This window comes from Polaromonas sp. P1_A2, from assembly GCF_056406895.1.
Window position 1 is genome coordinate 274,850 of record NZ_JBFTZI010000005.1, and the last position, 23,777, is coordinate 298,626.

The window sequence follows — 23,777 nt, forward strand, 5'->3', positions numbered from 1 at the left end:
CCTCGCAGGCATAAAAAAGCCCGGCGCCTTGCGGGGCCGGGCTTTTGGGAGAAAGCGCGTTTACAGCGTGTCGATAAAGCTGCGCAGCTTGTCCGAACGCGAAGGGTGCTTGAGCTTGCGCAGCGCCTTGGCTTCGATCTGGCGGATGCGCTCGCGCGTCACGTCGAACTGCTTGCCGACTTCTTCGAGCGTGTGGTCGGTGGACATTTCGATACCGAAGCGCATGCGCAGCACCTTGGCTTCGCGCGGCGTCAGGCTGTCGAGGATGTCTTTCACCACATCGCGCAGGCCGGCCTGCATCGCGGCTTCCAGCGGCGCCGTGTTGGCGCTGTCCTCGATGAAGTCGCCCAGGTGCGAATCGTCGTCGTCACCGATCGGCGTTTCCATCGAGATGGGCTCCTTGGCGATCTTCATGATCTTGCGGATCTTGTCTTCCGGGATCTCCATCTTGGCGGCCAGGATGCTGGCGTCCGGCTCGAAGCCGAATTCCTGCAAGTGCTGGCGCGACAGGCGGTTCATCTTGTTGATGGTCTCGATCATGTGCACCGGGATGCGGATGGTCCGCGCCTGGTCGGCGATGGAGCGAGTGATCGCCTGGCGAATCCACCAGGTGGCGTAGGTCGAGAACTTGTAGCCGCGGCGGTATTCGAACTTGTCCACGGCCTTCATCAGGCCGATGTTGCCTTCCTGGATCAAATCGAGGAACTGCAGGCCGCGGTTGGTGTACTTCTTCGCGATCGAGATCACCAGGCGCAAATTGGCCTCGATCATCTCTTTCTTGGCGTCGCGCGAGTTGGACTCGCCTTCGTTCATGCGCTTGTTGATGTCCTTGAGCTGGGCCAGCGGCACCACCACGCGGGCCTGCAGTTCGGCCAGCTTGGTTTGCAGTTCCTGGATGGGCGGCACGTTGCGGGCCATCACCACCGACCAGGGCTTGCCGGCGGCGACCTGCTTCTCGACCCACTTCAGGTTCAGCAGGTTGGGCGGGAAGTCCTTGATGAAGACTTCCTGGGGCATGCCGCACTTCTCGACGATGATGCGGCGCAGCTCGCGCTCCTTCTTGCGCACGTCCAGCACCTGGCCGCGCAGCATGTCGCAGAGCTTTTCGATGGTCTTGGCGGTGAAGCGCACGGTCATCAGCTCGTCGCTCAGGGCTTTTTGCGCCTTCACATAGGTGGGCGTGCCGTAGCCTTCCTTGTCGTAGGTCTTGTGGACCTTCTCGAACAGGGCGGCGATTTTGTCGAAGCGGCTGAGCGCTTCTTTCTTGAGTTCCTCGAGTTTTTTGGTCAGGGCCTTGGAGCCGCCCTTGCCGTCGTCGTCGTCTTCCTCGTCGAATTCGTCGAAGTCTTCCTCGGCCACATAGTCGTCGGCCTCGTTGGGGTTGGAGAAGCCGTCGACCACGGTGGAGATGACGATCTTGCCTTCGCGGATTTCCTCGCCCAGGCGCATGATTTCAGCGATGGTGGCCGGGCTTTCCGAGATGGCTTCCATCATCTTCATGAGGCCGCCTTCGATGCGCTTGGCGATCTCGATTTCGCCTTCGCGCGTGAGCAGCTCGACCGTGCCCATTTCACGCATGTACATGCGGACCGGGTCGGTGGTGCGGCCGAATTCGCTGTCGACGGTGGACAGCGCCGCTTCGGCTTCTTCCTCGGCTTCCTCTTCGGTCGCGACCGTGGGGCCGGTGTTGTTCAGCAGCAGGGTTTCGGCATCGGGGGCCTGCTCGTACACGGCCACGCCCATGTCGTTGAGCATGTTGACCACGACTTCCAGCGTTTCAGCGTCGACCAGCTTGTCGGGAAGGTGGTCGGAGATTTCGCCGTGCGTGAGGTAGCCGCGCGTCTTGCCGAGCTTGATCAGGGTCTTCAGGCGCAGGCGCCGCTTGAGCATGTCTTCTTCGGAGAGGACGGTTTCGTCCAGGCCGAATTCCTTCATCAGGGCGCGTTCCTTCGCCTTGCTGATCTTCATGCGCAGCGGTTTGACCTTCTCGGTCGTTTCCGCCACGGGTTCACCGACCAGGTCGTCCTCAATGTCGGAGAGGTCCAGGTCTTCGCCGTCCTTGGGCGCGGCGGTGGCGCTCTTGGGCTTGCGGCCGCGCTTGGCGCCGGTGGTGGCGGCAGGCGCGCTGCCGTCGGCCGCCGGGTTCTTCGGCGGGCGGCCGGGTTTCTTTTTCACGGGCACATCGGCGGGTGCGGCGAGAGGCTTGGATTCAGGGCTGGACTTGGTCGGCACGGCAGGAGCTTTCTTCAGGGGCAAATCGGAAATCGCGGATTTCGCGGTTTTCAGGGGGGCTTTGCTCACCGGGGCATTGGGTTTGCTGGGTTTGACAGATATGGTGGTTTTTCCGGGCTTTTCAACCTTGCCGCTCTTGGCGGCAGGCTTTGCGGCTGCTTTGACTGGAGGCTTGCCTGCGGGCCGGGCAGCGGCTTTGGGCGCTGTCTTGGCTTTGGGCTTGGCGGCGGCTTTAGGCTGCGCGCTTTGCGGCTTCTTGGACGTGCTCGGCTTCTTCGGCTTGGCAGTAGGCATGGGACCTCCAGTTGTCGGAAAAATTGTTCTAAATATCTATCGGCTACCAGTAAACAAAAATGCGCCTTGGCGCCTGCGCAAAGCACAGGCACGGTGGCAAGGATTCAGAGTCAGGAACAAGAGGACGGAAAAACAGGCCGGTCAGCGCCAGGGCGCGTTTCGGTTTATTTTTCCGGGCAAGCTGTTTGGGCGAACATTTGGTGTGCAGTCCTTGCGGTATTCCCTGGGGGAAGTGGCCGTCTCATCTGTGAGTTCCCCGAAGTTGCGGGGTGGCCGGGCCGGAGGTGCTGCTGTCGCGCTTGCCGTCGAAAATCGGATTATACCCTGTTGCCTGTTTTTTGGGCGGTTTTTTACCCGCCAAAACAGCTATTTTTCAGGTCCCGGGCCGGCCTAGCGGGCCGTATCGACCGGGGTTTTGAGGCTGGCAAGCAGTTCCAGGTAACGCTGGCGGGCGTCCGGGTCGGTGGCGGCGCGGACGGCCAGCTCGCTCATCTCCTGCTGGCGGCGCAGGCGCAGCAGCTGGTCCAGGATGCTGCGAACCTCGGTCCAGTCGCTTTCTATGCCTTCGGGAATCTGCGCGATCTGGGCGGTGGCATGCCTTTCATAGGCATGGCCGCGCAGTCCCTCGCGCAGGGCCGCCCAGGGCTGGGGGCCGTGTTCATGCAACTGGCTCTCCAGCCAGACAAACAGGGGGCCATGGGGCTCGGGCAGCTCGACCAGCAAATGGTGTTCTTCGGTGCTGAGCCTGTCCCAGGTCTGGGCCTCGGTCAGCAGCAGCCTGAGCACCCGGTCTTCGCGGCTGGCCGGCAGTATGCGCCCGGCCACGCGGCGCGGCGCCCGGGCACCGCTGCTGCGCTCGCCAAAGCTGCGTCCTGGTGCTGACGAGGGCGGGTAATAAGTGGAAGGCTCGGACGCGCTGTAGTCGCGCTCTTCGGGGTAGTCCGGCGGGTAGCCACCGGGGTCGGGCATGTCCGCATGGTGAACCGGGGCCGGTGCGGCGTCCTGCCTGTGGCCCTTGCCTTGGCCGCGCGGGCCGCCGCTGTTCTTGTTGCCGGACTTGTAGCCGCTGGAGGCCGGCTGCCACAGCTGCAGCAGTTCGCGGCTGTCGATCAGCACCTTGTCGGCGATCTCGGCCAGCAGCTGGCGCTTCAAGGCGCCGTCGGGCATCAGGCTCCACAGCGGACGGGCATTGCTGGCCATGTGGGCGCGGCCCTCGGCGGTGTCCAGGTCGCAGCCCTCGGCGGCCGCTTCGAGCAGGAAGCGGCTCAGCGGCACGGCCTTGCTGACGTAGGCGGCAAAGCCTTCCTTGCCGTGCTCGCGGATGTAGCTGTCGGGGTCGTGCTCGGCCGGCAGGAAGAGGAACTTGACGGTGCGCACGTCGGTGGCAAAAGGCAGGGCGGCATCCAGCGCCTTGCGCGCGGCGCGGCGGCCGGCGCTGTCGCCGTCAAAGCTGAAAACCACCGAATCGGTGAAGCGGAACAGCTTTTGCACATGGTCGGCAGTGCAGGCGGTTCCCAGGGTGGCCACCGCATTGGCAAAGCCCAGCTGGGCCAGCGCCACCACGTCCATATAACCTTCGGTGACCAGGGCGTAGCCGTGTTCGCGCAGGGCTGTTCGCGCCTCAAACAGGCCGTAGAGCTCGCGCCCCTTGCTGAAGACCGGGGTTTCGGGTGAATTGAGGTATTTGGGCTTGTCGTCGCCCAGCACGCGGCCGCCAAAGCCTATGCACTCGCCCTTGACGTTGCGGATGGGGAACATGACCCGGTCGCGAAAGCGGTCATAGCGCTTGGCCTCGCCGGCGGCGTTTTCCTCGCCGGGCTCGCCGGTGATGACCAGGCCGCTTTCGACCAGCAGCGGGTCGTTGTAGTCGGGGAACACGCTGGCCAGGCTGCGCCAGCCCTCGGGCGCGTAGCCCAGGCCGAAGGTCTTGGCGACTTCGCCCGAGACGCCGCGGCCCTTGAAGTAGTCGATGGCGCGCTCGGAGTTGCGCAAGGCCTTGATGTAGGCGATGCCGGCTTTTTCGAGCACGCTGGTGAGCGTGGCCTGCTGCTCGCGCATCTGCGCGGCGCGGGCGCGGTCCTGCGGCGAGACGTCGTCCTCGGGCACCTGCAGGCCGTATTGCTGGGCCAGGTCCTTGACGGCCTCGATGAAGGTCATGCCGGCGTGCTCCATCAGGAAGCTGATGGCATTGCCGTTCTTGCCGCAGCCGAAGCAGTGGTAGAACTGCTTGGAGGGGCTGACGCTGAAAGAGGGCGACTTCTCGCCGTGGAAAGGGCACAGGCCCATGAAGTTGGCGCCGCCCTTTTTGAGCTGCACATGGCGGCCCACGATATCCACCACGTCGGCGCGCGCGAGCAGCTCCTGGATGAATGATTGCGGAATAGCCATCTGGGGATTGTAGAAACAACAAGGCCCTGCGACGGCAGGGCCTTGTAATTCACGGGGTATAGGGCGGTTTAGTCACCCAGGACCAGCCCCTCGCGTCGCGGGTCGGCGCCGCCGAAGAAGCCTTCGGGCGTTTTCTGGATGGCCTGCAGGCCGCTGGTCATGGTTTGCTCGCGCACCTCGGCGCCGCGGCTGCGCAGCGCCTCGACGGTGGCCGGCGAGAAACGTTTTTCTTCCAGGATGCTGGGGCCGTTGAGCGAGCCGAAGTTGGGCAGGTCTATGGCCTGCTGGGCATTGAGGCCCCAGTTCAGCGTGCCGTACAGGGTCTTGGCCGTGAAGTGGATGATGAGCGCGCCGCCCGGGCTGCCGCCGCTCATGACGAGCTGGCCCGAGTTCTTGTCGAACACCAGCGTGGGTGCCATGGACGAGCGCGGGCGCTTGCCGGGCTGCACGCGGTTGGCCACGGGCTTGCCTTCGGCGTCCGCCGGGGCGAAGCTGAAGTCGGTGAGCTCGTTGTTGAGCAAAAAGCCGCCGGCCTTGCCGGTGCCGCCGTCGGTCATCAGGCGCGAGCCGAACTGGTCTTCAATCGTCGTGGTCATGGCGATCGCATTGCCATAGCCGTCGATGATGCTGATGTGCGAGGTGCCGTACTCGGGCTGCTCGGGCATGGGCGCGTAAGCCGTCTTCACCGCACCGGGCACGCCAGGCTTGGCGGTCTTCATGCTGGGGCCCGTGGGCTGTATCAGTTTGGCGCGTTCGCTCAGGTAGGCGGGGGCCAGCAAGCTCATCCAGCTGCCGCCCGGCGGCTGCACGAAGTCGGGGTCGCCCAGGTACTGGCCGCGGTCGGCAAAGGCCAGGCGCGAAGCCTCGGTATAAAGGTGCAGCCAGTCGGCCGAAGGCGTGGGCGCAACCGTGCCGGGAACGCCGCCGCTGCCGGTGACCAGGCCCAGGGTGCTTGCCGGCGTGTTGTTCAGGATGCCGAGGATCTGCCCGACGGCGATCGCGCCCGAGCTGGGCGGCGGCATGCCGCACAGGCGGTAGGCCTTGCCGGCGGCGCTGTAGTCGGTGCAGATGGGGTCGCGTTTTTTGGGCTGGTAGCCGGCCAGGTCGGCGAGGGCCAGCTTGCCGGGGTTGGTGGCGTGGCCCTGCACCTTGGCGACGATGGCCTGGGCGACCTGGCCCTCGAGCAGCGCGCTCGATCCTTTGGCCGCGATCTGGCGCAGCACCTCGGCCAGGGCCGGATTGCGCAGGGTCTGGCCCACGTCCACCGGGCTGCCGTCGGGCTTGTAGAAGTAGGCGGCGGCCGTGGCGTCCTTCTTCAGGTGCTGCTCGCCTTTGAGCAGGGTGTTCAGGCGCGGGCTGACCTTGAAGCCGCCTTCGGCCAGCTGGATGGCCGGCGCGAACAGCTGGGCCCAGGGAAGCCGGCCGTACTGCTTGTGGGCCATCTCCAGCATGCGCACGGTGCCGGGCGTGCCGACCGAGCGGCCGCCGACCACGCCGTCGTAAAAAGCCATGGGCTTGCCGTCGGCGCCGATAAAGAGCTTTTCATCGGCCGCCGCGGGCGCGGTTTCGCGGCCGTCAAAGGCTTCGACCTTGCCGCCGCTGGCATGCAGCAGGAAGGCGCCGCCGCCTATGCCGCTGGATTGCGGCTCCACCAGCGTGAGCACCATCTGCACGGCAATCGCCGCGTCTACGGCCGAGCCGCCGGCCTTGAGCACCTGGTAGCCGGCGTCGGTGGCCAGCGGGTTGGCGGCGGCCACCGCGAACTTCTTCGTGGCCCAGCCCGGCTTGGGCGTGAAGCCCGAAGAACCTTCGGGCTGCATGTACTTGGCGCCGCGCGCGACTTCGTCGGCCGGGACCTGGTAGGTGAAGGAGGAGGGGCTGCTGGCGCAGGCGGCCAGCAGCGCGGTGGCTGCCAGTGCCGGGAAGGCGTGTCTCATGGGATATCCTTGAATGTAGTTCTTGCTTGGGGGGGCTGTAGGCCCGCCGGCAAATATAGCCAGCGGCCCCGCGCCCCACAATGGCGTTTCGGAGAAATCACTCTTCCATGGAATTTGACAATCTTGATGCCTTGCGTGTGCTGCTGGCCACCGCGGAGACCGGCAGCCTCACGGGCGCGGGCAAGCGCTGCCGGCTTTCCACGGCCGCCGTCAGCGCGGCGATCAAGCGGCTGGAAACCTCGCTGGGCGTGCGCCTGTTCGAGCGCACCACGCGCGCCGTGCGGCCCACGGCCGAAGGCGCGGTCATGGTCGAGCACGCGCGCCGCGCGCTCGAGCTGGTGGCCGAAGGCCAGGCCAAGGTGCGCGCCGGCACCTTCGGCCTCACGGGGAGCATACGCATCACCGCCACGGCCATGCTGGCGCGCGAGATGCTTGCCTACTGGCTGGCGGAGTTCGCCGCGCTGCATCCCGGCATCGAGATCGACCTGCAAATTAGCGACGCGCGCGTGGACCTGGTGCGCGAAGGCATAGACGTGGCGCTGCGCAACGGGCCGCTGATGGACTCCACCCATTCGGCGCGCCTGCTGGCGCCGGCCCGCCGCATCGCCTGTGCCAGCCCCGACTACCTGGCGCGCCGCGGAACGCCCGTGCAGCCCTGCGAACTCGCGCAGCACGACTGTCTGGTCTGCCATGTGCGCGAGCGCCGCCAGGACCAGTGGCAGTTCGAATTGCAGGGGGAGGCCAGTGCGCCTTTCCAGGTGCGCGTGGCCGGGCCGCTGGCCTGCAACGATGCCTCCATCGCTCTGCAGTGGGCGCTGGAAGGGCGAGGCATTGTCTACCAGTCCGAGATCGACCTGATGGCCTCGCTGGCCGGCGGCAAGCTGGTGCGCTTGTTCGAAGGTCATCTGGGCGAGCCGGCGCCGCTTTACGCGGTGGTGCCGAGCCGGCGCTACGTGCCGGCCCGCGTCAACGAGGTGATAGACAGGCTGTCGGCGCTGCTGACCGACAGGCTGGCTGCGCTGCACCCGCCCGCGGCCTGAACCCGCTCAGCGCGGTGCGAGGCGGATCGCTCCGTCCAGGCGAATCACTTCGCCGTTGAGCATGTCGTTTTCGATGATGTGTTTGGCCAGGCGCGCATAGTCTTGCGGTGTGCCCAGGCGCGAGGGGAAGGGGACGCCGGCAGCCAGCGAGTCCTGCACTTCCTGCGGCATGCCGAAGAGCATGGGTGTGCCGAAGATGCCGGGGGCAATCGTCATGTTGCGGATGCCGTTGCGCGCCAGGTCGCGCGCAATCGGCAGGGTCATGCCGACGATGCCTCCTTTGGAGGCGCTGTAGGCGGCCTGGCCGATCTGGCCGTCGTAGGCCGCCACCGAGGCGGTGGAAATCAGCACGCCGCGCTCACCGGTGGCTTCGGGCTCGTTCTTGCACATGGCGTCGGCCGCCAGGCGGATCATGTTGAAGCTGCCGATGAGGTTGACGGTGATGGTCTTGCTGAACAAGGCCAGGCCGTGCGCGCCGTTCTTGCCCACGGTTTTTTCGGCGGGGGCGATGCCGGCGCAGTTCACCAGGCCCATCAGCTTGCCCATGGCGACCGCCTTGGCCACCACGGCCTGGCCGTCGGCCTCCTGGCTCACGTCGCACTTGACGAAGGCGGCCTTGTCCGCGCCCAGTTCCTTGGCGATGGCTTCGCCCTTGTCGGCCTGCATGTCGGCAATGACGACTTTCGCGCCATTGGCCACCAGCATGCGCGCCGTGCCTTCACCCAGGCCCGATGCGCCGCCGGTGACGATAAATACTTTGCCTGCGATTTCCATGGTGATTCCTTGAATGAAGAGTGGGAGGTTTAAAAGGGGTTGGTGCGAACGCCGGGGCCCGCTAACAAGTCCGGGCGACATGACGTTAACGTAAACGTAAACGTCAATTATGGCGCATGAAAAAAGCCCGGCGCCTGTTGGCGGCCGGGCTTTTTTAAAACAAGGGCGCTGGCTGGGTTTTATTTGTAGCCGACGCGGTCCAGCATCTGCTGCACCTTGAGCTGGTTGTTGCCCACGGCGCTGATCGGGATGGTTTCGGACTTGAAGCTGCCGTTGCCCGAGGGGCTCATGGCCTTGAGCGCCGGGTTGCTGACGCCCAGGCCCGGCACGGCGGGCCATTCATTGTTGCCGTTGGCGAAGTATTCCTGCGCGCTCGGGCTGGCCAGGTATTCCATGAACTTGACGGCGTTGGCCGTGTTCTTGGCGTTCTTGGCGACGGCTGCGCCGGCGATGTTCACATGCGTGCCCCAGCTGTCCTGGTTGGGGAAGACCACGCCGACCCGGTCGGCCACGACTTTGTCGTCGGGCGCGTTGGAACGCATGATGCGCGCCAGGTAGTAGGTGTTGGTCAATGCAATGCCGCATTCGCCGCTGGCCACGGCCTTGATCTGGTCGCTGTCGCCGCCCTTGGGGTCGCGCGCCATATTGGCCACCAGGCCCTTGAGCCACTGCTCGGCCTTGGCTTCGCCCAGGTGCTCGGTCACGGCGCCGAACAGCGAGAGGTTGTAGGGATGGGCGCCCGAGCGGGTGCACAGCAGGCCCTTGTTCTTCGGGTCGGCTAGTTTTTCGTAGCTGTCGACATCGGCCTTCTTGACCTTGAGCTTGTCGAACACCACCACGCGGGCGCGAGTCGAGAAGCCGAACCAGGTCGTGCCTTCGGCGGTTTCCTTGGCGCGCAGCTTGGCGGGAATGGCGGCCTCGAGGGCCGGCGACTTGATGGGCCGGAACAGGCCGTCCGCGTCGCCCTTCCAGAGGCGAGCCGCGTCGACCAGCAAAATCACGTCGGCGGGGGAGGCCGCGCCTTCAGCCTTCAGGCGGGCCAGGATGCCGGCGTCGTCGGCGTCCACGCGGTTGACCCTGATGCCGGTGGCCTTGGTGAAGTCGCTGTAGAGCTTTTCGTCGGTCTGGTAATGGCGGGCAGAATACAGGTTGACCACCTGCTCCTGGGCCGATGCCAGGCCTGCCAGCAAGAGCAGCGACGAGAGAAGCACTTTTTTGAACATAACTTTCCACTTCCTTACAGGTATTTTTAAAGCCCGGCCATGATAAAGCAAATAAGAATCATTCTTGGCAGAGTCCCTACGCTGGGCACGTTTTCATGCGAGCCAGGCAGGTATGCGGGCGCCTGCATGGCTGTGGCCATGCTGTTGCTGGCCGGTTGCGCCGTCATGCCGTCCGGGCCGGTTGCGACCGTGCCGCCGCCGGCGGAGGCCGCCAGAAAGCCGGTGCGTGTGGGGCTGGCGCTGGGCGGCGGTGCGGCGCGCGGTTTTGCCCATGTGGGCGTGATCGCCGTGCTCGAGGAAGCCGGGCTCAAGCCGCAGCTCGTGGTCGGCACCTCGGCCGGTAGCCTGGTGGCGGCGCTCTATGCCAGCGGCAAGACCAGCGCGCAGCTGCAGCAGACCGCGCTGAGTATGGAGGAGGTGGCCATCACCGACTGGATGCTGCCCATCTTCGGCCGCGGCATGTTCCGCGGCGACGCGCTGGCCCGCTATGTCAACGACCTGGTCGCCAACCGCACCATGGAGAACATGGCGATTCCGCTGGGTATCGTCGCCACCGACCTCAACAGCGGCCAGGCCGTGCTGTTCCAGCGCGGCGACACCGGCACGGCGGTGCGCGCATCGAGCGCGGTGCCGGCGGTATTCCTGCCGGTCAAGATCAACGGCCGCGAGTATGTGGACGGCGGCCTGGTATCGCCGGTGCCGGTGCGTTTTGCGCGGCAAATGGGCGCCGACATCGTGGTGGCCGTCGATATATCGAGCGCGCCTGAAGCCAATCCCGCGGGCGACACCCTGCAAATCCTGCTGCAAACCTTTGCCATCATGGGCAAAAGCATCAACCAGTACGAGCTCAAGGATGCCGACGTCGTCGTGCGACCCTCACTCGCGGGCCTCAAGAGCGCCGACTTCTCGGCGCGCCAGCGCGCCATCGACGCGGGCCGGGCGGCCATGCTGGCGGCGTTGCCGCAGCTCAAGGCCAAACTCGAGGCCGCGGCGGTCACGGCGCAGAAATAGAGAAATAGCGCAGGCCAAAAAAAAGCCCAATCTTGCGATCGGGCTTTAAGGGGTCCGTGAAAATGAATTTCGGAAGGGACCCGAGGAGACAACTGGTTTGAAACCCGTTCAATCAAACAGGATTCGCGAAACAGGCTCCATGAACGGTAGCGCGCGAGGCGCTGCGATCAGCGCTTTTTGGCGGTGGTCGTCTTGGTGGCGTTCACGGCGGAAGCAGCCACCGTGTTGAAGTTGGCTTCAGCGATGTCGGTGGCTTGCTTGACGGCCTTCTGGACCGACTCGAAAGCGTTGTTGGCGGCGGCGACGGCGCTCTTCAGGACAGCCACGGCGGTTTCGGAACCGGCCGGTGCGTTCTTGGCGGCGTTGTCGACCAGGCCGACGAATTTCTTCTGTGCATCGGCAGCCTGGGTTTCAAAGGTCTTGCCCAGTTCAGCGCCGGCGGCCGAAGCGATGTCATAGAGGTGGCGGCTGTAGGCGGCGGTCTTTTCAGCCAGGGGCTGGACCAGGCCGGCTTGCAGGGCCAGCAGTTCTTGTGCGTCTTTCACGCCCAGCACGGCTTGCGTGTGGTTGGCGCTTTCAGCCAGGGCGGCCTTGGTGGCTTGCACGTTCAGTTCGACCAGTTTTTCAACGCCTTCGAAGGCTTTGTGGGTCAGGCCAAACATGGTTTCGATGTTGGCTTTGTGGGAAGCGAGGACTTGTTCAGCGGTCAGCATAATGAATCTCCAAAATAGGTTTAGGTGAGGGCAATGGTGTTGCTTTGCGCTGAATTGCTGCACTGCAACATAAGTCCAAGTATAGGGACTGTGTGCACCATTGCAAGTATTTTATGTTGCAGTGCACCAATTTAGAGGCCAAGCCCTAGGTAACGCTCTGAAACAGCGCTGAAAAGTACCCAAAAAGGACTACTCGACTCGCCCTGCATGCACCCATTTTTCTATATGTGTGGCCCGAGGCCACAATGGCCTCAGCCCCGAAATCGCAACACCTTCACCATCTTGCAAGCCTTCTACGCCGACAACTTTGTTTTGCCGCTGCCGCCCGGCCATCGCTTTCCCATGGCGAAATACCGTTTGCTGCGCGACCGCCTGGTGAATGAACGCCCGCGGGTGCGCATGGCGCAGGCGCCGGCCGCAACGGACGGCGAGCTCGCGCTGGTACACACGCCGGACTACATAGACGCCATCAGCCACGGAACCCTGCCGGCCGCGGCCCAGCGTGAGATTGGTTTTCCCTGGAGCCCGGGCATGGCCGAACGCGCGCGCCGCTCGGCCGGCGCCACCGTCGCGGCGGCCCGCGTGGCCATGGGTTCGCCGGGCCGGCTGGGGGAGGGCATTGCGGCCAACCTCGCCGGGGGAACGCACCATTCCTATGCGCACAAGGGCGGCGGCTTTTGCGTGTTCAACGATGCGGCCCTTGCCGCCAGGCTGATGCAGGCGGAATGGGCGCGGCAACACAGGCACGGGCGCAAGCCGCTGCAGGTCGCCATCATCGACCTGGACGTGCACCAGGGCAACGGCACGGCCAGCATCTTTGCCAATGACCCCAGCGTCTTCACGCTGTCGCTGCATGGGCAGAAGAATTTCCCGTTTCGCAAGGAGGCCAGCGACCTGGACGTGGACCTGCCCGACGGCTGCGGCGACGCAGCTTACCTGCAGGCGCTGGAGCATGCGCTCGACGAACTCGAGCGGCGCTTCGAGCCCGGCCTGGTTTTGTACCTGGCCGGCGCCGACCCTTACGAGGGCGACCGCCTGGGCCGCCTGGCGCTCAGTTTCGACGGCCTGGAGGCGCGCGACCGGCGCGTCTTCGACTGGGCCTGGCAGCGCCGCATCCCGCTGGCATTTGCCATGGCGGGCGGCTACGGTATCAACATCGACGAGACCGTGCAGGTGCAGATGAACACTTACACGCTGGCACTCGAATACTGGGCGCGCTGGAATCCTTAGCATTGCTGCTACATTGCCTCAGATTCGCTTCGGCGACCCCTGGACAGACAAAAGCAAAACATGGCGCCGAACACCACCGATAGTCCCGACCCTCCTGAAAAACCTTCCCTTGTGCGTGTCCTCGTCCTCGGCGGCACTGGCTTCATCGGCCGCCATGCCGTGGCGGCACTGCACGCTTCGGGTGCGCGGCTCGCGATAGGCAGCCGCCACCAGGCGGCTTATTCTTTTGCCGACATGCGGCTTGCGCGCTTCGAGCAGTTGCTGCAGCCCGACGCCTGGGCCGCGCTGCTCAAGGATGTCGATGTGGTTGTCAATTGCGTGGGCATTCTGCGCCAGCGGCCCAACGAGTCCTACGACCATGTGCACCACCGTGCGCCCGCGGCGCTGGCCGTCGCCTGTGCCGAGGCGGGCATACGCTTCATACACACCTCGGCCCTGGGTTTGCACGAAGGCGCCAAAAGCCGTTTCCTGTCGAGCAAGCTGCTGGGCGAGCGCGCCATCGCGGCCTCGGGCAGCGACTATGCCATCGTGCGCCCCTCGCTGCTTGACGGCGAGGGCGGTTTTGGCGCGCGCTGGCTGCGCGGCCTGTCGCGCTCGCCCGTGCATGGCATTCCGCGTGGCGCGCGCGGCGGCATCGCGGCCATGACGGCCACCGACCTCGGCCTGGCCTTCGCCGCCCTGGCGGCCATGCCGACCCTGGCCGCCCACCGCGAGGTCGAGCTGGGCGGCAGCCGCCGTTATGGCTATGCGGAATACCTGCGCGAACTGCGCGCCGACTACACCGCCACCCGCGCGCTGCAACTGCCGCTGCCCAATTGGGCGGCACGGCTGGGCGCGCATGTCTGCGACGTGCTGCATTTCTCGCCGTTTTCTTACGGGCACTGGATCTTGCTGCAGCGGGACAACGTTCCCTCACCCAACCGATTGCCGGAACTGCTCGGGCGCGAGCCCCAGGCCATCGGGTCAAAAATGCCCGTGAGCCCGGCGCGGCCCGCACTGGCAAAATAAGGCCTCATGAGTTCCCCGACACGGCCGCAAGCCGAAGCCCGTAGCGCCTACAAAGCTTTCCGCGACATCGGCACCCGCTGGTCCGACAACGACATCTACGGCCACGTCAACAACGTCGTTTACTACAGCTGGTTCGACACCGCCGTCAACGGCCTGCTGATCGAGCGCGGCGCCATCGACATCCACACCGGCGGCGTGATAGGCCTGGTCATAGAAACCCAGTGCAACTACTTCGCGCCGCTGGCCTTTCCCGAGCCCGTGGTGGCCGGGATCCGCGTGGCGCATGTGGGTTCGTCCAGCGTGCGCTACGAGGTGGCCTTGTTCCCCGGCGATGAAACCCTGCTGTGCGCGGCTAAAGGCCATTTCATCCATGTTTACGTCGACCGCGCCACGCGCCGGCCGGCGCCGCTTCCGCCCGAACTGCTTTCCGTACTGGAGACCCTCAGATGACCCAGGCACCGCCCGTGCTTCCCTATATCACCCCGCGCCAGGCCGGCGATGCGCGCAATGCGGTGGACGAAGCCATCCTGAGCCGCCAGTCCATACGCCAGTTTTTGCCCAAGCCGGTGCCGCGCGAAACCATCGCCCACTTGCTGGAGCTTGCCAGCCGCGCGCCCTCGGGCACCAACACCCAGCCCTGGAAGGCCTATGTGCTGCAGGGCGCGAGCCGCGACGCGCTGGTGGAAAAGGTCTGCGATGCCCACGACGCGCTGCACGCCAACCCGGCGCTGGCGGCCGAGTACCAGGAGGAATACGACTACTACCCCGAAAAATGGGTCTCACCCTATATAGACCGGCGCCGCGCCAACGGCTGGGGACTTTACGGCCTGCTGGGCATCACCAAGGGCGACAAGGACAGGATGCATGCGCAGCACCACCGCAATTTCAAATTCTTCGACGCGCCCGTGGGCCTGATGTTCACGCTGGATCGCGTGATGGGCCGCGGCTCGCTGGTGGATTACGGCATGTTCATGCAGAACCTCATGGTGGCCGCGCGCGGCCTGGGCCTGCACACCTGTCCGCAGGCCGCCTGGAACGGTTTCGGAAAAATCATCCTGCCGCACATAGGCGCGGGTCCTGACGAGATGCTGGTGTGCGGCATGTCGCTGGGCTATGCCGATGAGGCGGCGCTGGTCAATACCTTCAGAACGCCGCGCGTGCCGGCCACCGAGTTCACCACCTGGCTGGATTGACTGGGCTGACGGGATGACTTTTTCCCTGGTCCAGCTGCTCGGTGGACTGTCTTACGCCACTACGTTGTTCCTGATGGCGGCGGGCCTCACGCTGATCTTCGGCGTGACCCGCATCGTGAACTTCGCGCATGGCAGTTTTTTCATGCTGGGCGCGCTGTTCACGGCGCACTGGGTCAGCCACTGGTTTCCGGCCTGGGGCGAAAGCGCGCCGCTGTACTTGCTGGCGATCCTGATGGGCGCGGGCTGCGCGGGCCTGGCGGGGGCCGCAGCGGAATTTTTGCTGCTCAGGCGCATGAGCGGAGCGCCCGAGTTGTACCAGCTGGTCGCCACCTTCGGCCTCACGCTGGCGATGCATGACGCGATGCAATGGGGCTTCGGCCCCGACGAAGTGTTCGCGCCGCGCTTTCCGGGCCTCAAAGGCTCGGTGCAAATCGGCGACGAGTTTTTTCCGGCCTACCAGCTCGTGATGATCGCGCTGGGCCCGCTGGTCTGGCTGGGCCTGCATTTGCTGCTGCGGCGCTCGCGTTTCGGCCAGCGCCTGCGCGCGGCCACGCAGGACCGCTCCATGCTCGCGGCGCTGGGCGTCAACCCGCGCCCGCTGATGCTGGGCGCCGTTGTGCTGGGCTGCGCGCTGGCGGGCCTGGCCGGCGCGCTGCAGCTGCCGCGTGAGCCCGCCCACCTGCAGATGGACATGAACGTGATCGTGGAAACCTTTGTGGTGGTGGTCACCGGCGGGCTGGGCAGCATAGGCGGCGCTTTTGTAGCGGCGCTGCTGATAGGGCTGGTCCATGCCTTCGGCATCAACGTGTTTCCGCAGGCCACGCTGGTCATCGTGTTCCTGACCATGGCCGTGGTGCTGGTGTTTCGGCCCCAGGGGCTCAACGGCAGGGCGGTGTCGGCGCAGGAGGCCGGCAGCGGCGTGCGCGAGGCGGCGCAGAAGTTTCGCGGCCTGGGCGTGGGTGCGGCCGGGTCTTCGGCCATCGCCGCATCTTTTTTGCTGCTGGCCGGCCTGGCCTGGGCGGGCGGGCCTTACTGGCAGGCGCTGGCGGCCGATGCGCTGGTCCTCATGATTTTTGGTATCAGCCTGCAGTCCATGATGGCGCTGGGCGGCCTGGTCAGCTTTGGCCACGCCGCCTTTTTTGCGCTGGGCGCTTATGGCGCGGCGCTCTCGCACAGCCTCTGGGGCGCTTCGCTTCCGCTGGCGCTGGCGGCCGGTTGCGGCGCGGCCCTGGCGGTGGCCGCGGTGTTCGGCGCGGCGGTGGTGCGCAGCAGCGGTGTGTACCTGGCCATGCTGTCGCTGGCGCTCGCGCAGGTCATCTGGGCCGGTGCCACGCAGTGGGTTGGGCTTACCGGCGGCGACAACGGCCTGATAGGCCTCACGCTGGTCGGCGACGAAGGCAGGCCGGTGTTTTACGCGCTGCTGGTGGGGCTGGCACTGGTGGCCGTGGCGGCGCTGCGCTTTCTGGCGCGTTCGGTCATGGGAGCCGCGCTGCAGGCCCTGCGCGACGCGCCTTTGCGCGCCTCGGCCTCGGGGCTGGCGGTGAACTGGCTCAAATACCGGATTTTTGTGGAGAGTGCCGTGCTCGCGGGCCTGGCCGGCGGCCTGTTTGCCGCGCACAAGGGCGCGGTGTTTCCCTCGCTCGCGTCGGTCTCCACCTCCGTCGATGCCTTGCTGGTGGTCTTGCTGGGCGGTGTGCACCAGCTTTGGGGCGCGGTGGCGGGCAGCTTGGTGCTGAGTTATGCGGGCGCCGAGTTGGGCCGTGAGGTCACTTACTGGCGCGGCCTGCTGGGTGTCTTCATCATGCTGATCATGGTGGCTTCGCCCTCGGGGCTGCTGGGCTTGCTGCCGCGCCTTGTTGGCGCCTGGCAGCGGCGCGGGCCTGGAAGGGGCGCCTGATGCTGCAGGTCCAACAACTGGTCAAACATTTCGGCGGCCTGCGCGCCGTGGACGGCGTGAGTTTTGAGGTAGGGCCGGGCCAGTGCGTGGCCTTGATAGGCCCCAACGGCGCCGGCAAGTCCACCACCTTTGCCTGCATTGCCGGCCAGTACCCGCTCACGGGCGGCAGCATCGCCTGGAACGGCCAGGCGCTGCGGGGGCTCAGCCCGCAGGCACGTCTGCAATTGGGCGTGGCGCGCAGCTTCCAGGTGGCCCAGGTGTTTGAAGCGCTCACGGTGCTGCAGAACGTGCAACTGGCGATTCAGGCGCGCCTGGGCCTGCGGGCGATCTCCGCCTTCAGGAGCCTGGATGGCCAGGCGCGTGAACAGGCCCTGGCGCTGCTGGCGCAAACCGGCCTGGAAGCGCTGGCGGCGCAGGATGCGCTGAGCCTGCCCTATGGCGCGAAGAAGCGGCTGGAACTGGCTGTGGCGCTGGCGGCCCGGCCGCAGCTCCTGCTGCTGGACGAACCCGCCGCCGGCCTGGCCGGGCCTGAGCGCGCCGAGCTGATGCAGCTCGTCAAGCACCTGGCGGGGCAGGGCATGGCCGTGCTTTACACCGAACACAATATGGACGCCGTGGCCGGTGTGGCCGACCGCGTGCTGGTGCTGATAGAAGGCCGGCTGGCGGCGCAGGGCTCGTTCGACGAGATCTCGCGCGATGCCGTGGTGCGCAGCCGCTACCTGGGCCAGGCTGGCGGCGAAGGAGAGGGCCATGCTTGAGGTCGACCAGCTCAATGCCTTCTACGGCCCGGCCCAGGCCTTGTTCGAGGTGTCGCTGCGGGTGGCGCCCGGTGAACTGGTGGTGCTGCAGGGCCTGAACGGCGCCGGCAAGTCCACGTTGCTCAAGTCCCTGATGGGCCTGGAAGTGCGTACCGAAGGCCACATCCGCTACCGCGACCCGATGGGTCCCCAGGGCGCGGGCCTGGCGGCGATTGAGCGCTGGGACACCCACCGCCGCGCCCAGGCCGGCCTGGGCTATGTCGCCGAAGACCGCCGCCTGTTCACCGAACTCACGGTGCGCGAGAACCTGCGCATCGCGGCGGGCCGCGACCTGCAGGCCCAGGAGGCCAGGGCACTGGACCTGTTCCCCGCGCTCAAAGCCATGCTGGGACGCCGCGCCGACCAGATGAGCGGCGGCGAGCAGCAGATGCTGGCGATTGCCCGCACGCTGATGACCGGCCCGCGCATCCTGCTGCTGGACGAGCCTTGCGAGGGTATTGCCCCCGTGCTGGTGGAAGCGATTCGCGACGCGCTGCTGGCACTGCGCCGGCAGGGCCTGGGCCTGCTGGTGGCCGAACAGAACCAGCTGCTGGCTGCCCGCGCTGACAGGCTGGTTTTGCTGGTTGCGGGTAAAGTCAGGGGTTCGTGAAGAAAGACCCGCCTCTTTCCCGTTTCTTCTCTTTTTCCTCCTCTTCTTAATCTTCCCTTCCCTCAAAGGACCCTCATGAGCAACATCACCACCACCGCCTCCGGCCTGCAGTACGAAGATACCGTGCTGGGCACAGGCGCCATCGCCAAGGCCGGCCAGAACGTCAAGGTCCACTACACCGGCTGGCTTTACAACGACGGCGTGCAGGGCGCCAAGTTCGACTCCAGCAAGGACCGCGGCCAGCCTTTCGAGTTTTCGCTGGGCGCGGGCCAGGTCATTCGCGGCTGGGACGAAGGTGTGCAGGGCATGTCGGTGGGCGGCACGCGCCGCCTGATCATTCCGGCCGCGCTGGGCTACGGCGCGCGCGGCGCCGGCGGCGTGATTCCGCCGAATGCCACCTTGCTGTTTGAAGTGGATTTCCTCGGTACCTGAGCCGGCGCGTTGGATGCCCGCCTGCATGGTTTGCAGCGGGCTTGTTCACCTGATTAACCGCCAAGGCTCCCCCTGCGCCGCGGCCCTCAAGCGTTCTCCATGATCATCACCAGTTTGCTCGACACTGACTTGTACAAGTTCACCATGATGCAGGTGGTCTTGCACCAGTTTCCGGGCGCCGAGGTGGAGTACCGCTTCAAGTGCCGCAACGCCGGCGCGACTGGCATAGGCGACCTGGCGCCTTATGTGACCGAGATACGCGAGGAAATCCGCGGCTTGTGCAACCTGCGCTTCCAGGATGCCGAGCTCGCCTACCTCAAGGCCATGCGCTTCATCAAGAGCGACTTCGTCGACTTCCTCGGCATCTTCCGGCTCAACGAAAAATACGTGAGCGTCACGGCGCTGCCCTCGGGCGAGATCGAGGTGTCCATCAAGGGCCCCTGGCTGCACACCATCCTGTTCGAGATCCCGGTGCTGGCCATCATCAACGAGGTCTACTTCCGCAACACGCAGAAAAAGGCCGACTTTGCCGAAGGCCGCAGGCGGCTGGACACCAAGATCGGCGAACTGCAGGCCGAGGGCCTGAGCGCGCTCAAGATCGCCGACTACGGCACACGCCGCCGCTTCGGCAAGGCCTGGCACGAGGAAGTGCTGCGCACGCTGGCCGGGCGTCTCGGCACGGGCATGCAGGGGCAATTCGCCGGCACCAGCAACGTGCTGTTTGCGATGAAGCTGGGCCTGACGCCGCTGGGCACCATGGCGCACGAATACCTGCAGGCCTGCCAGGCGCTGGGGCCGCGGCTGCGCGACAGCCAGGTCTTCGCTTTTGAGTCGTGGGCCAAGGAATACCGCGGTGACCTCGGTATCGCGCTGTCCGATGTCTACGGCATGAGCGCCTTCCTGCGCGATTTCGACATGTATTTCTGCAAGCTGTTCGACGGCGCGCGCCATGACAGCGGGGACCCTTTCCAGTGGGGCGAGCGCATGCTTGCGCACTACAGCAAAAACCGGGTCGACCCCAAAACCAAGACGCTGATCTTCAGCGACGGCCTCACGGTGCCGCGCACCATAGAGCTGTACCACCAGTTCAAGGGCCGCTGCCAGCTGGCCTTCGGCATAGGCACCAACCTGACCAACGACCTCGGTTACGAGCCGCTGCAGATCGTCATCAAGATGATTCGCTGCAACGGCCAGCCGGTGGCCAAGCTTTCCGATACCCCGTCCAAGAACATGTGCGACGACGAAAAATACCTGGCCTACCTGCGCCAGGTGTTTGAAATCGCCTCACCGGCATAATCGACCGCTTACTTATCTTTTATCCAAAACCAGCGCGTGGCTATTGCAGGTATCCCCCTTGATTTTGTGTTGTTCGGCCTGACGCTGCTCGGTGTGGCGCTGCTGCACCGGCACACGCTCAAGGTGGCGCTGACGGGCCTGGCGGTGATCACGCTCTACAAACTCGCGCTGGGCGATTTTTCCGGCACGCCCGGCCTGGGCGGCCTGCTGCAATTGCTGGCGCATGAGTGGGTGACGCTGGCCAACCTGCTGGGCCTGTTGCTGGGTTTCGCGCTGCTGTCCGACCATTTCGAAAAAAGCGGCATTCCGGCGCTGCTGCCGCGCTACCTGCCCGACGACTGGAAGGGCGGCTTCGTGATGCTGCTGCTGGTCTTTGTGCTCTCCAGCTTTCTCGACAACATCGCGGCGGCCATGATAGGCGGCACCATGGCGTCCGTGCTCTACCGCAAGCGCGTGCACATCGGCTTCCTGGCGGCCATCGTGGCCGCCAGCAACGCGGGCGGCTCGGGCAGCGTGGTGGGCGACACCACCACCACCATGATGTGGATTGCCGGCGTCTCGCCGGGCCAGGTCTTCGAATCCTATGCGGGCGCTGTGGTGGCGCTGGCCATCTTCGGCGTGGTCGCGGCGCGCCAGCAGCACGCGTTCCAGCCCATCATGAAGGACGCCGTGCCGGGCGCGCAGCTGCATTGGGCACGCCTGGGCATTGTCGCCACCATCCTGCTGTCGGCGGTGGCCGCCAATGTGTACTTCAACCTGCGCGACCCCGCGGTGCTGGAGCGGCTTCCGGTGATTGGCATCGCCGTGTGGGTGGCGATCGCGCTGACCACGCCCTGGCGCCGCTCCAACTGGGGCCTGCTGCCGGAGGCCGCGCGCGGCAGCGTCTTCCTGCTGTCGCTGGTGCTGTGCGCTTCCATGATGCCGGTGCAGCACCTGCCGGCCGCCAGCTGGCAAAGCGCTTTCGGCCTGGGCTTCGTGAGCGCGGTGTTCGACAACATCCCGCTCACGGCGCTGGCCTTGCACCAGGGCGGCTACGACTGGGGTTTTCTGGCTTATGCCGTCGGCTTCGGCGGCAGCATGCTGTGGTTCGGCTCCTCGGCCGGCGTGGCGCTGGCCAATATGTACCCCGAGGCCAGGTCTGTAGTCGCCTGGCTCAAGGGCGGCTGGCATGTGGCGCTGGGCTATGTGGTCGGCTTCTTCGTGCTGCTGGCCGTGCTGGGCTGGCACCCCGATGCGCCCCGGGTCCGGCAAGCTGCGGGCACTTCACCTTTTACCTCGGCTATTGGTTTGTCCGCTGAACCGGTAGCATCGTCTTTCACCTCATCCTGAACCACCATGAGCAAACCCAAAATCCTCGTCGCACGCGCCGTGTTCCCCGAAGTCATCGCCCGCCTGGAGCAGCATTTCGAGGTCGAATCCAATCAGGGCGACGAGACTTGGTCCAAGGCGCAACTGACCGAGCGCCTCAAGGGCAAGGACGGCGCCTTCACCACTGGCGGCGACAAAATTGACGCCGAGGTGCTGGCCGCCTGCCCGGGCCTGAAAATCTGCGCCAACATGGCCGTGGGCTACAACAACTTCGACATCGACGCGATGACGGCGGCCGGTGTGCTGGCCACCAACGCGCCCGACGTGCTGACCGAAACCACGGCCGACTTTGGCTTCGCGTTGCTGATGGCCACTGCCCGCCGCGTGACCGAGAGCGAACACTACCTGCGTGCCGGCAAATGGACCAAATGGAGCTACGACATGTTCGCCGGCTCCGACATCCATGGCGCTACGCTGGGCATCCTGGGCATGGGCCGCATAGGGCAAGGCATTGCCAAACGCGGCGCCCACGGTTTCGGCATGAAGGTGATTTACCACAACCGTTCGCGCCTGGACGCGGCGCTGGAAGCCGAATGCAAGGCCAGCTACGTCGGCAAGGAAGAGCTGCTCAAGACGGCCGACCACCTGGTGCTGGTGCTGCCGTATTCGCCGGCCTCCCACCACAGCATCGCGGCGGCCGAACTCGCACTGATGAAGCCGACCGCCACGCTGATCAACATCGCGCGCGGCGGCATTGTGGACGATGCCGCGCTGGCCGCGGCCCTGCGCGACAAACGCATCGCGGCCGCCGGGCTGGACGTGTTCGAGGGCGAGCCCAAGGTGCACCCGGACCTGCTGACCGTTCCCAATGTGGTGCTGACCCCGCACATCGCCAGCGCCACCATTCCCACGCGCATGGCCATGGCGAGCCTGGCCGCCGACAACCTGATCGCGTTTTTCAGCGGCAAGAAGCCGCTGACCCCGCTCAATCCTGCGGTGCTGGCGGCAAGCGGAAAATAGACACATGATGGAAAACTGGCTGATCATCGCCTTGCTGGCGGCCAACCTGCTGTTGCTGGTGTGGCTGCTGCTGCGCAAGCCCGGCCAGCCTTCCGGTGCCGGCACCGAATTGCTTGCGGCTATCGTGGCGGGCCACGACAAGCTGGAGCGCGAGCTGCGCCGCGAGATCGGCGACAACGCGCGCAACAGCCGTGAGGAGTTGGCGAAAACTTTCGCCACCTTTCAGCAAACCCTGGTGCAGCAAAGCGCCGAAGCCACCCGCACGCAGAACACCCAGATCGACGCGTTCGCGCAGCAGCTCACCTTGCTGCAAAAAACGCTGTCCGACACCCTGAGCACGCAGCTGCAATCGGTCAGCGAGTCGAATGCCAGGCGGATGGGTGAAGTGCGCGAGACGCTGGAAAAGCAGCTCGCGCAGCTGCAGCAGACCAATTCGGCCAAGCTCGACGAGATGCGCAAGACGGTCGACGAAAAGCTGCAGACCACGCTGGAAACCCGCCTGGGCGAAAGCTTCAAGCAGGTGGCCGACCGGCTGGAGCAGGTGCACAAGGGCCTGGGCGAGATGCAGACGTTGGCCCAGGGCGTGGGCGACCTCAAGCATTTGCTGACCAATGTGAAAACGCGCGGCATTTTCGGCGAGGCGCAGCTCTCGGCCCTGCTGGAGCAGGTGTTCACCGTCGACCAGTACGCGGCCCAGGTCATCACGCGCCGCGGCGGCAAGAACCCGGTCGACTTCGCCATCAAGCTGCCGGGCCGTTCCGATTCGGGCGAGCCGCTGTGGCTGCCGATAGACGCGAAATTCCCGAACGAAGATTACGAGCGCCTGCTGGACGCGCAGCAGCGCGCCGACGTGCTGGGCGCGGAAATCGCCGGCAAGGCGCTGGAGGCGCGCATACGCCTGGAGGCCAAGTCGATTTCCGACAAGTACATAGACCCGCCTTACACCACCGATTTCGCCATCCTGTTCCTGCCGACCGAGGGCCTGTATGCCGAGGTGCTGCGCCGACCGGGACTGATGGAGTTCTTGCAGCGCGACCACCGCGTCACGCTGGCCGGCCCGACCACGCTGCTGGCGATGCTCAACTCCCTGCAAATGGGCTTTCGCACGCTGGCGCTGGAAAAACGCTCCAGCGAAGTCTGGCAGGTGCTGGGCGCGGTCAAGACCGAATTCGGCAAGTTCGGCGACGTGCTGGCCAAGGTCAAATCCCAGACCGAAACCGTGCTCAACACGCTGAGCAGCGCCGAGCAGCGCAGCCGCGTCATGGGCAAGGCCCTGCGCAACGTCGAAGCGCTGCCCGAAATCGAATCCGCCCGCCTGCTTCCATTGGACCCCCTTGACAAAGACCTGGACAACCCCTGATGCACCGCGCATGA

At 65.5% G+C, this 23,777-nt stretch carries 21 protein-coding genes; 15 read left to right on the forward strand and 6 right to left on the reverse strand.

Annotated elements, in window-relative coordinates; translation table 11 throughout:
* Positions 1-60: 60 nt before the first annotated feature.
* The gene (rpoD, locus tag AC1D09_RS19875; protein ID WP_477663971.1) at positions 61-2,232 is read right to left on the reverse strand and encodes an RNA polymerase sigma factor RpoD; all 2,172 of its coding nucleotides are present in this window, start codon (positions 2,230-2,232) and stop codon (positions 61-63) included.
* Here rpoD and AC1D09_RS19880 point away from each other — a divergent pair.
* Positions 2,204-2,920 (forward strand): hypothetical protein, encoded by a 717-nt coding sequence (locus tag AC1D09_RS19880; RefSeq protein WP_477663970.1) that lies wholly within the window; start codon positions 2,204-2,206, stop codon positions 2,918-2,920. The genes rpoD and AC1D09_RS19880 overlap by 29 nt on opposite strands.
* Here the strand turns inward: AC1D09_RS19880 and dnaG are convergent.
* Together dnaG and ggt are read right to left on the reverse strand one after the other, a co-directional pair.
* Positions 2,917-4,914 carry a DNA primase gene (gene dnaG, locus AC1D09_RS19885; protein WP_477701190.1) on the reverse strand — a complete coding sequence of 666 codons (1,998 nt, stop codon included), beginning with the start codon at positions 4,912-4,914 and terminating at the stop codon, positions 2,917-2,919. The two genes, AC1D09_RS19880 and dnaG, sit on opposite strands and share 4 nt — an antisense overlap.
* A 68-nt stretch (positions 4,915-4,982) precedes the next feature.
* Positions 4,983-6,851 carry a gamma-glutamyltransferase gene (gene ggt, locus AC1D09_RS19890; protein WP_477661928.1) on the reverse strand — a complete coding sequence of 623 codons (1,869 nt, stop codon included), beginning with the start codon at positions 6,849-6,851 and terminating at the stop codon, positions 4,983-4,985.
* A 107-nt stretch (positions 6,852-6,958) separates the two neighbouring features.
* Between ggt and AC1D09_RS19895 the strand changes: the two genes are divergently transcribed.
* On the forward strand, positions 6,959-7,891 hold the full coding sequence (locus tag AC1D09_RS19895; RefSeq protein ID WP_477661929.1) for a LysR family transcriptional regulator: 933 nt from the start codon (positions 6,959-6,961) through the stop codon (positions 7,889-7,891).
* 6 nt (positions 7,892-7,897) lie between these two features.
* Here AC1D09_RS19895 and AC1D09_RS19900 read toward each other — a convergent pair whose 3' ends face one another.
* Both AC1D09_RS19900 and AC1D09_RS19905 read right to left on the reverse strand, forming a co-directional pair.
* Complete coding sequence (locus tag AC1D09_RS19900; RefSeq protein WP_477661930.1) at positions 7,898-8,665, reverse strand: 3-hydroxyacyl-CoA dehydrogenase; 768 nt, start codon at positions 8,663-8,665, stop codon at positions 7,898-7,900.
* A 179-nt stretch (positions 8,666-8,844) separates the two neighbouring features.
* Positions 8,845-9,888: an extracellular solute-binding protein gene (locus tag AC1D09_RS19905; protein ID WP_477661931.1), complete on the reverse strand. Its 1,044-nt coding sequence runs from the start codon at positions 9,886-9,888 to the stop codon at positions 8,845-8,847.
* 126 nt (positions 9,889-10,014) lie between these two features.
* Here AC1D09_RS19905 and AC1D09_RS19910 point away from each other — a divergent pair, with 126 nt between their 5' ends.
* Positions 10,015-10,899 carry a patatin-like phospholipase family protein gene (locus AC1D09_RS19910; protein ID WP_477661932.1) on the forward strand — a complete coding sequence of 295 codons (885 nt, stop codon included), beginning with the start codon at positions 10,015-10,017 and terminating at the stop codon, positions 10,897-10,899.
* Positions 10,900-11,066: 167 nt separating this feature from the next.
* On the opposite strand, the gene AC1D09_RS19915 is transcribed toward AC1D09_RS19910, so the two are convergent.
* Entirely contained in the window at positions 11,067-11,615 is a 549-nt protein-coding gene (locus tag AC1D09_RS19915; protein ID WP_074575166.1) for a phasin family protein, read from the reverse strand.
* Between the two features lie 279 nt (positions 11,616-11,894).
* On the opposite strand from AC1D09_RS19915, the gene AC1D09_RS19920 reads away from it, so the two are divergent.
* The 12 genes from AC1D09_RS19920 (at position 11,895) to AC1D09_RS19975 (ending at position 23,763) form a co-directional block, all read left to right on the forward strand.
* Positions 11,895-12,842 carry a histone deacetylase family protein gene (locus AC1D09_RS19920; protein WP_477661933.1) on the forward strand — a complete coding sequence of 316 codons (948 nt, stop codon included), beginning with the start codon at positions 11,895-11,897 and terminating at the stop codon, positions 12,840-12,842.
* Positions 12,843-12,953: 111 nt separating this feature from the next.
* Entirely contained in the window at positions 12,954-13,850 is an 897-nt protein-coding gene (locus tag AC1D09_RS19925) for an NAD(P)H-binding protein (protein ID WP_477661934.1), read from the forward strand.
* A 6-nt stretch (positions 13,851-13,856) separates the two neighbouring features.
* Positions 13,857-14,300, forward strand: coding sequence for an acyl-CoA thioesterase (locus tag AC1D09_RS19930; protein ID WP_477661935.1), 444 nt, complete (start codon positions 13,857-13,859; stop codon positions 14,298-14,300).
* Positions 14,297-15,043, forward strand: a complete 747-nt coding sequence (locus tag AC1D09_RS19935) for a nitroreductase (protein ID WP_477661936.1) — start codon at positions 14,297-14,299, stop codon at positions 15,041-15,043. Before AC1D09_RS19930 ends, AC1D09_RS19935 begins: the two co-directional genes overlap by 4 nt.
* 13 nt (positions 15,044-15,056) lie before the next feature.
* Positions 15,057-16,940, forward strand: coding sequence for an ABC transporter permease (locus tag AC1D09_RS19940; protein ID WP_477661937.1), 1,884 nt, complete (start codon positions 15,057-15,059; stop codon positions 16,938-16,940).
* On the forward strand, positions 16,940-17,698 hold the full coding sequence (locus tag AC1D09_RS19945) for an ABC transporter ATP-binding protein (protein ID WP_477701191.1): 759 nt from the start codon (positions 16,940-16,942) through the stop codon (positions 17,696-17,698). The genes AC1D09_RS19940 and AC1D09_RS19945 overlap by 1 nt, the downstream gene beginning before the upstream one ends.
* Positions 17,691-18,347: an ABC transporter ATP-binding protein gene (locus AC1D09_RS19950; protein ID WP_477661939.1), complete on the forward strand. Its 657-nt coding sequence runs from the start codon at positions 17,691-17,693 to the stop codon at positions 18,345-18,347. The genes AC1D09_RS19945 and AC1D09_RS19950 overlap by 8 nt, the downstream gene beginning before the upstream one ends.
* Before the next feature lie 75 nt (positions 18,348-18,422).
* Complete coding sequence (locus AC1D09_RS19955; RefSeq protein ID WP_007868513.1) at positions 18,423-18,779, forward strand: FKBP-type peptidyl-prolyl cis-trans isomerase; 357 nt, start codon at positions 18,423-18,425, stop codon at positions 18,777-18,779.
* Between the two features lie 99 nt (positions 18,780-18,878).
* The gene (gene pncB, locus AC1D09_RS19960) at positions 18,879-20,075 is read left to right on the forward strand and encodes a nicotinate phosphoribosyltransferase (protein ID WP_477661940.1); all 1,197 of its coding nucleotides are present in this window, start codon (positions 18,879-18,881) and stop codon (positions 20,073-20,075) included.
* Positions 20,076-20,111: 36 nt separating this feature from the next.
* Complete coding sequence (locus tag AC1D09_RS19965; protein WP_477661941.1) at positions 20,112-21,404, forward strand: citrate transporter; 1,293 nt, start codon at positions 20,112-20,114, stop codon at positions 21,402-21,404.
* 6 nt (positions 21,405-21,410) lie between these two features.
* Entirely contained in the window at positions 21,411-22,403 is a 993-nt protein-coding gene (locus tag AC1D09_RS19970; RefSeq protein WP_477661942.1) for a 2-hydroxyacid dehydrogenase, read from the forward strand.
* A gap of 7 nt (positions 22,404-22,410) precedes the next feature.
* On the forward strand, positions 22,411-23,763 hold the full coding sequence (locus AC1D09_RS19975; RefSeq protein ID WP_477662064.1) for a DNA recombination protein RmuC: 1,353 nt from the start codon (positions 22,411-22,413) through the stop codon (positions 23,761-23,763).
* Positions 23,764-23,777 lie beyond the last annotated feature (14 nt).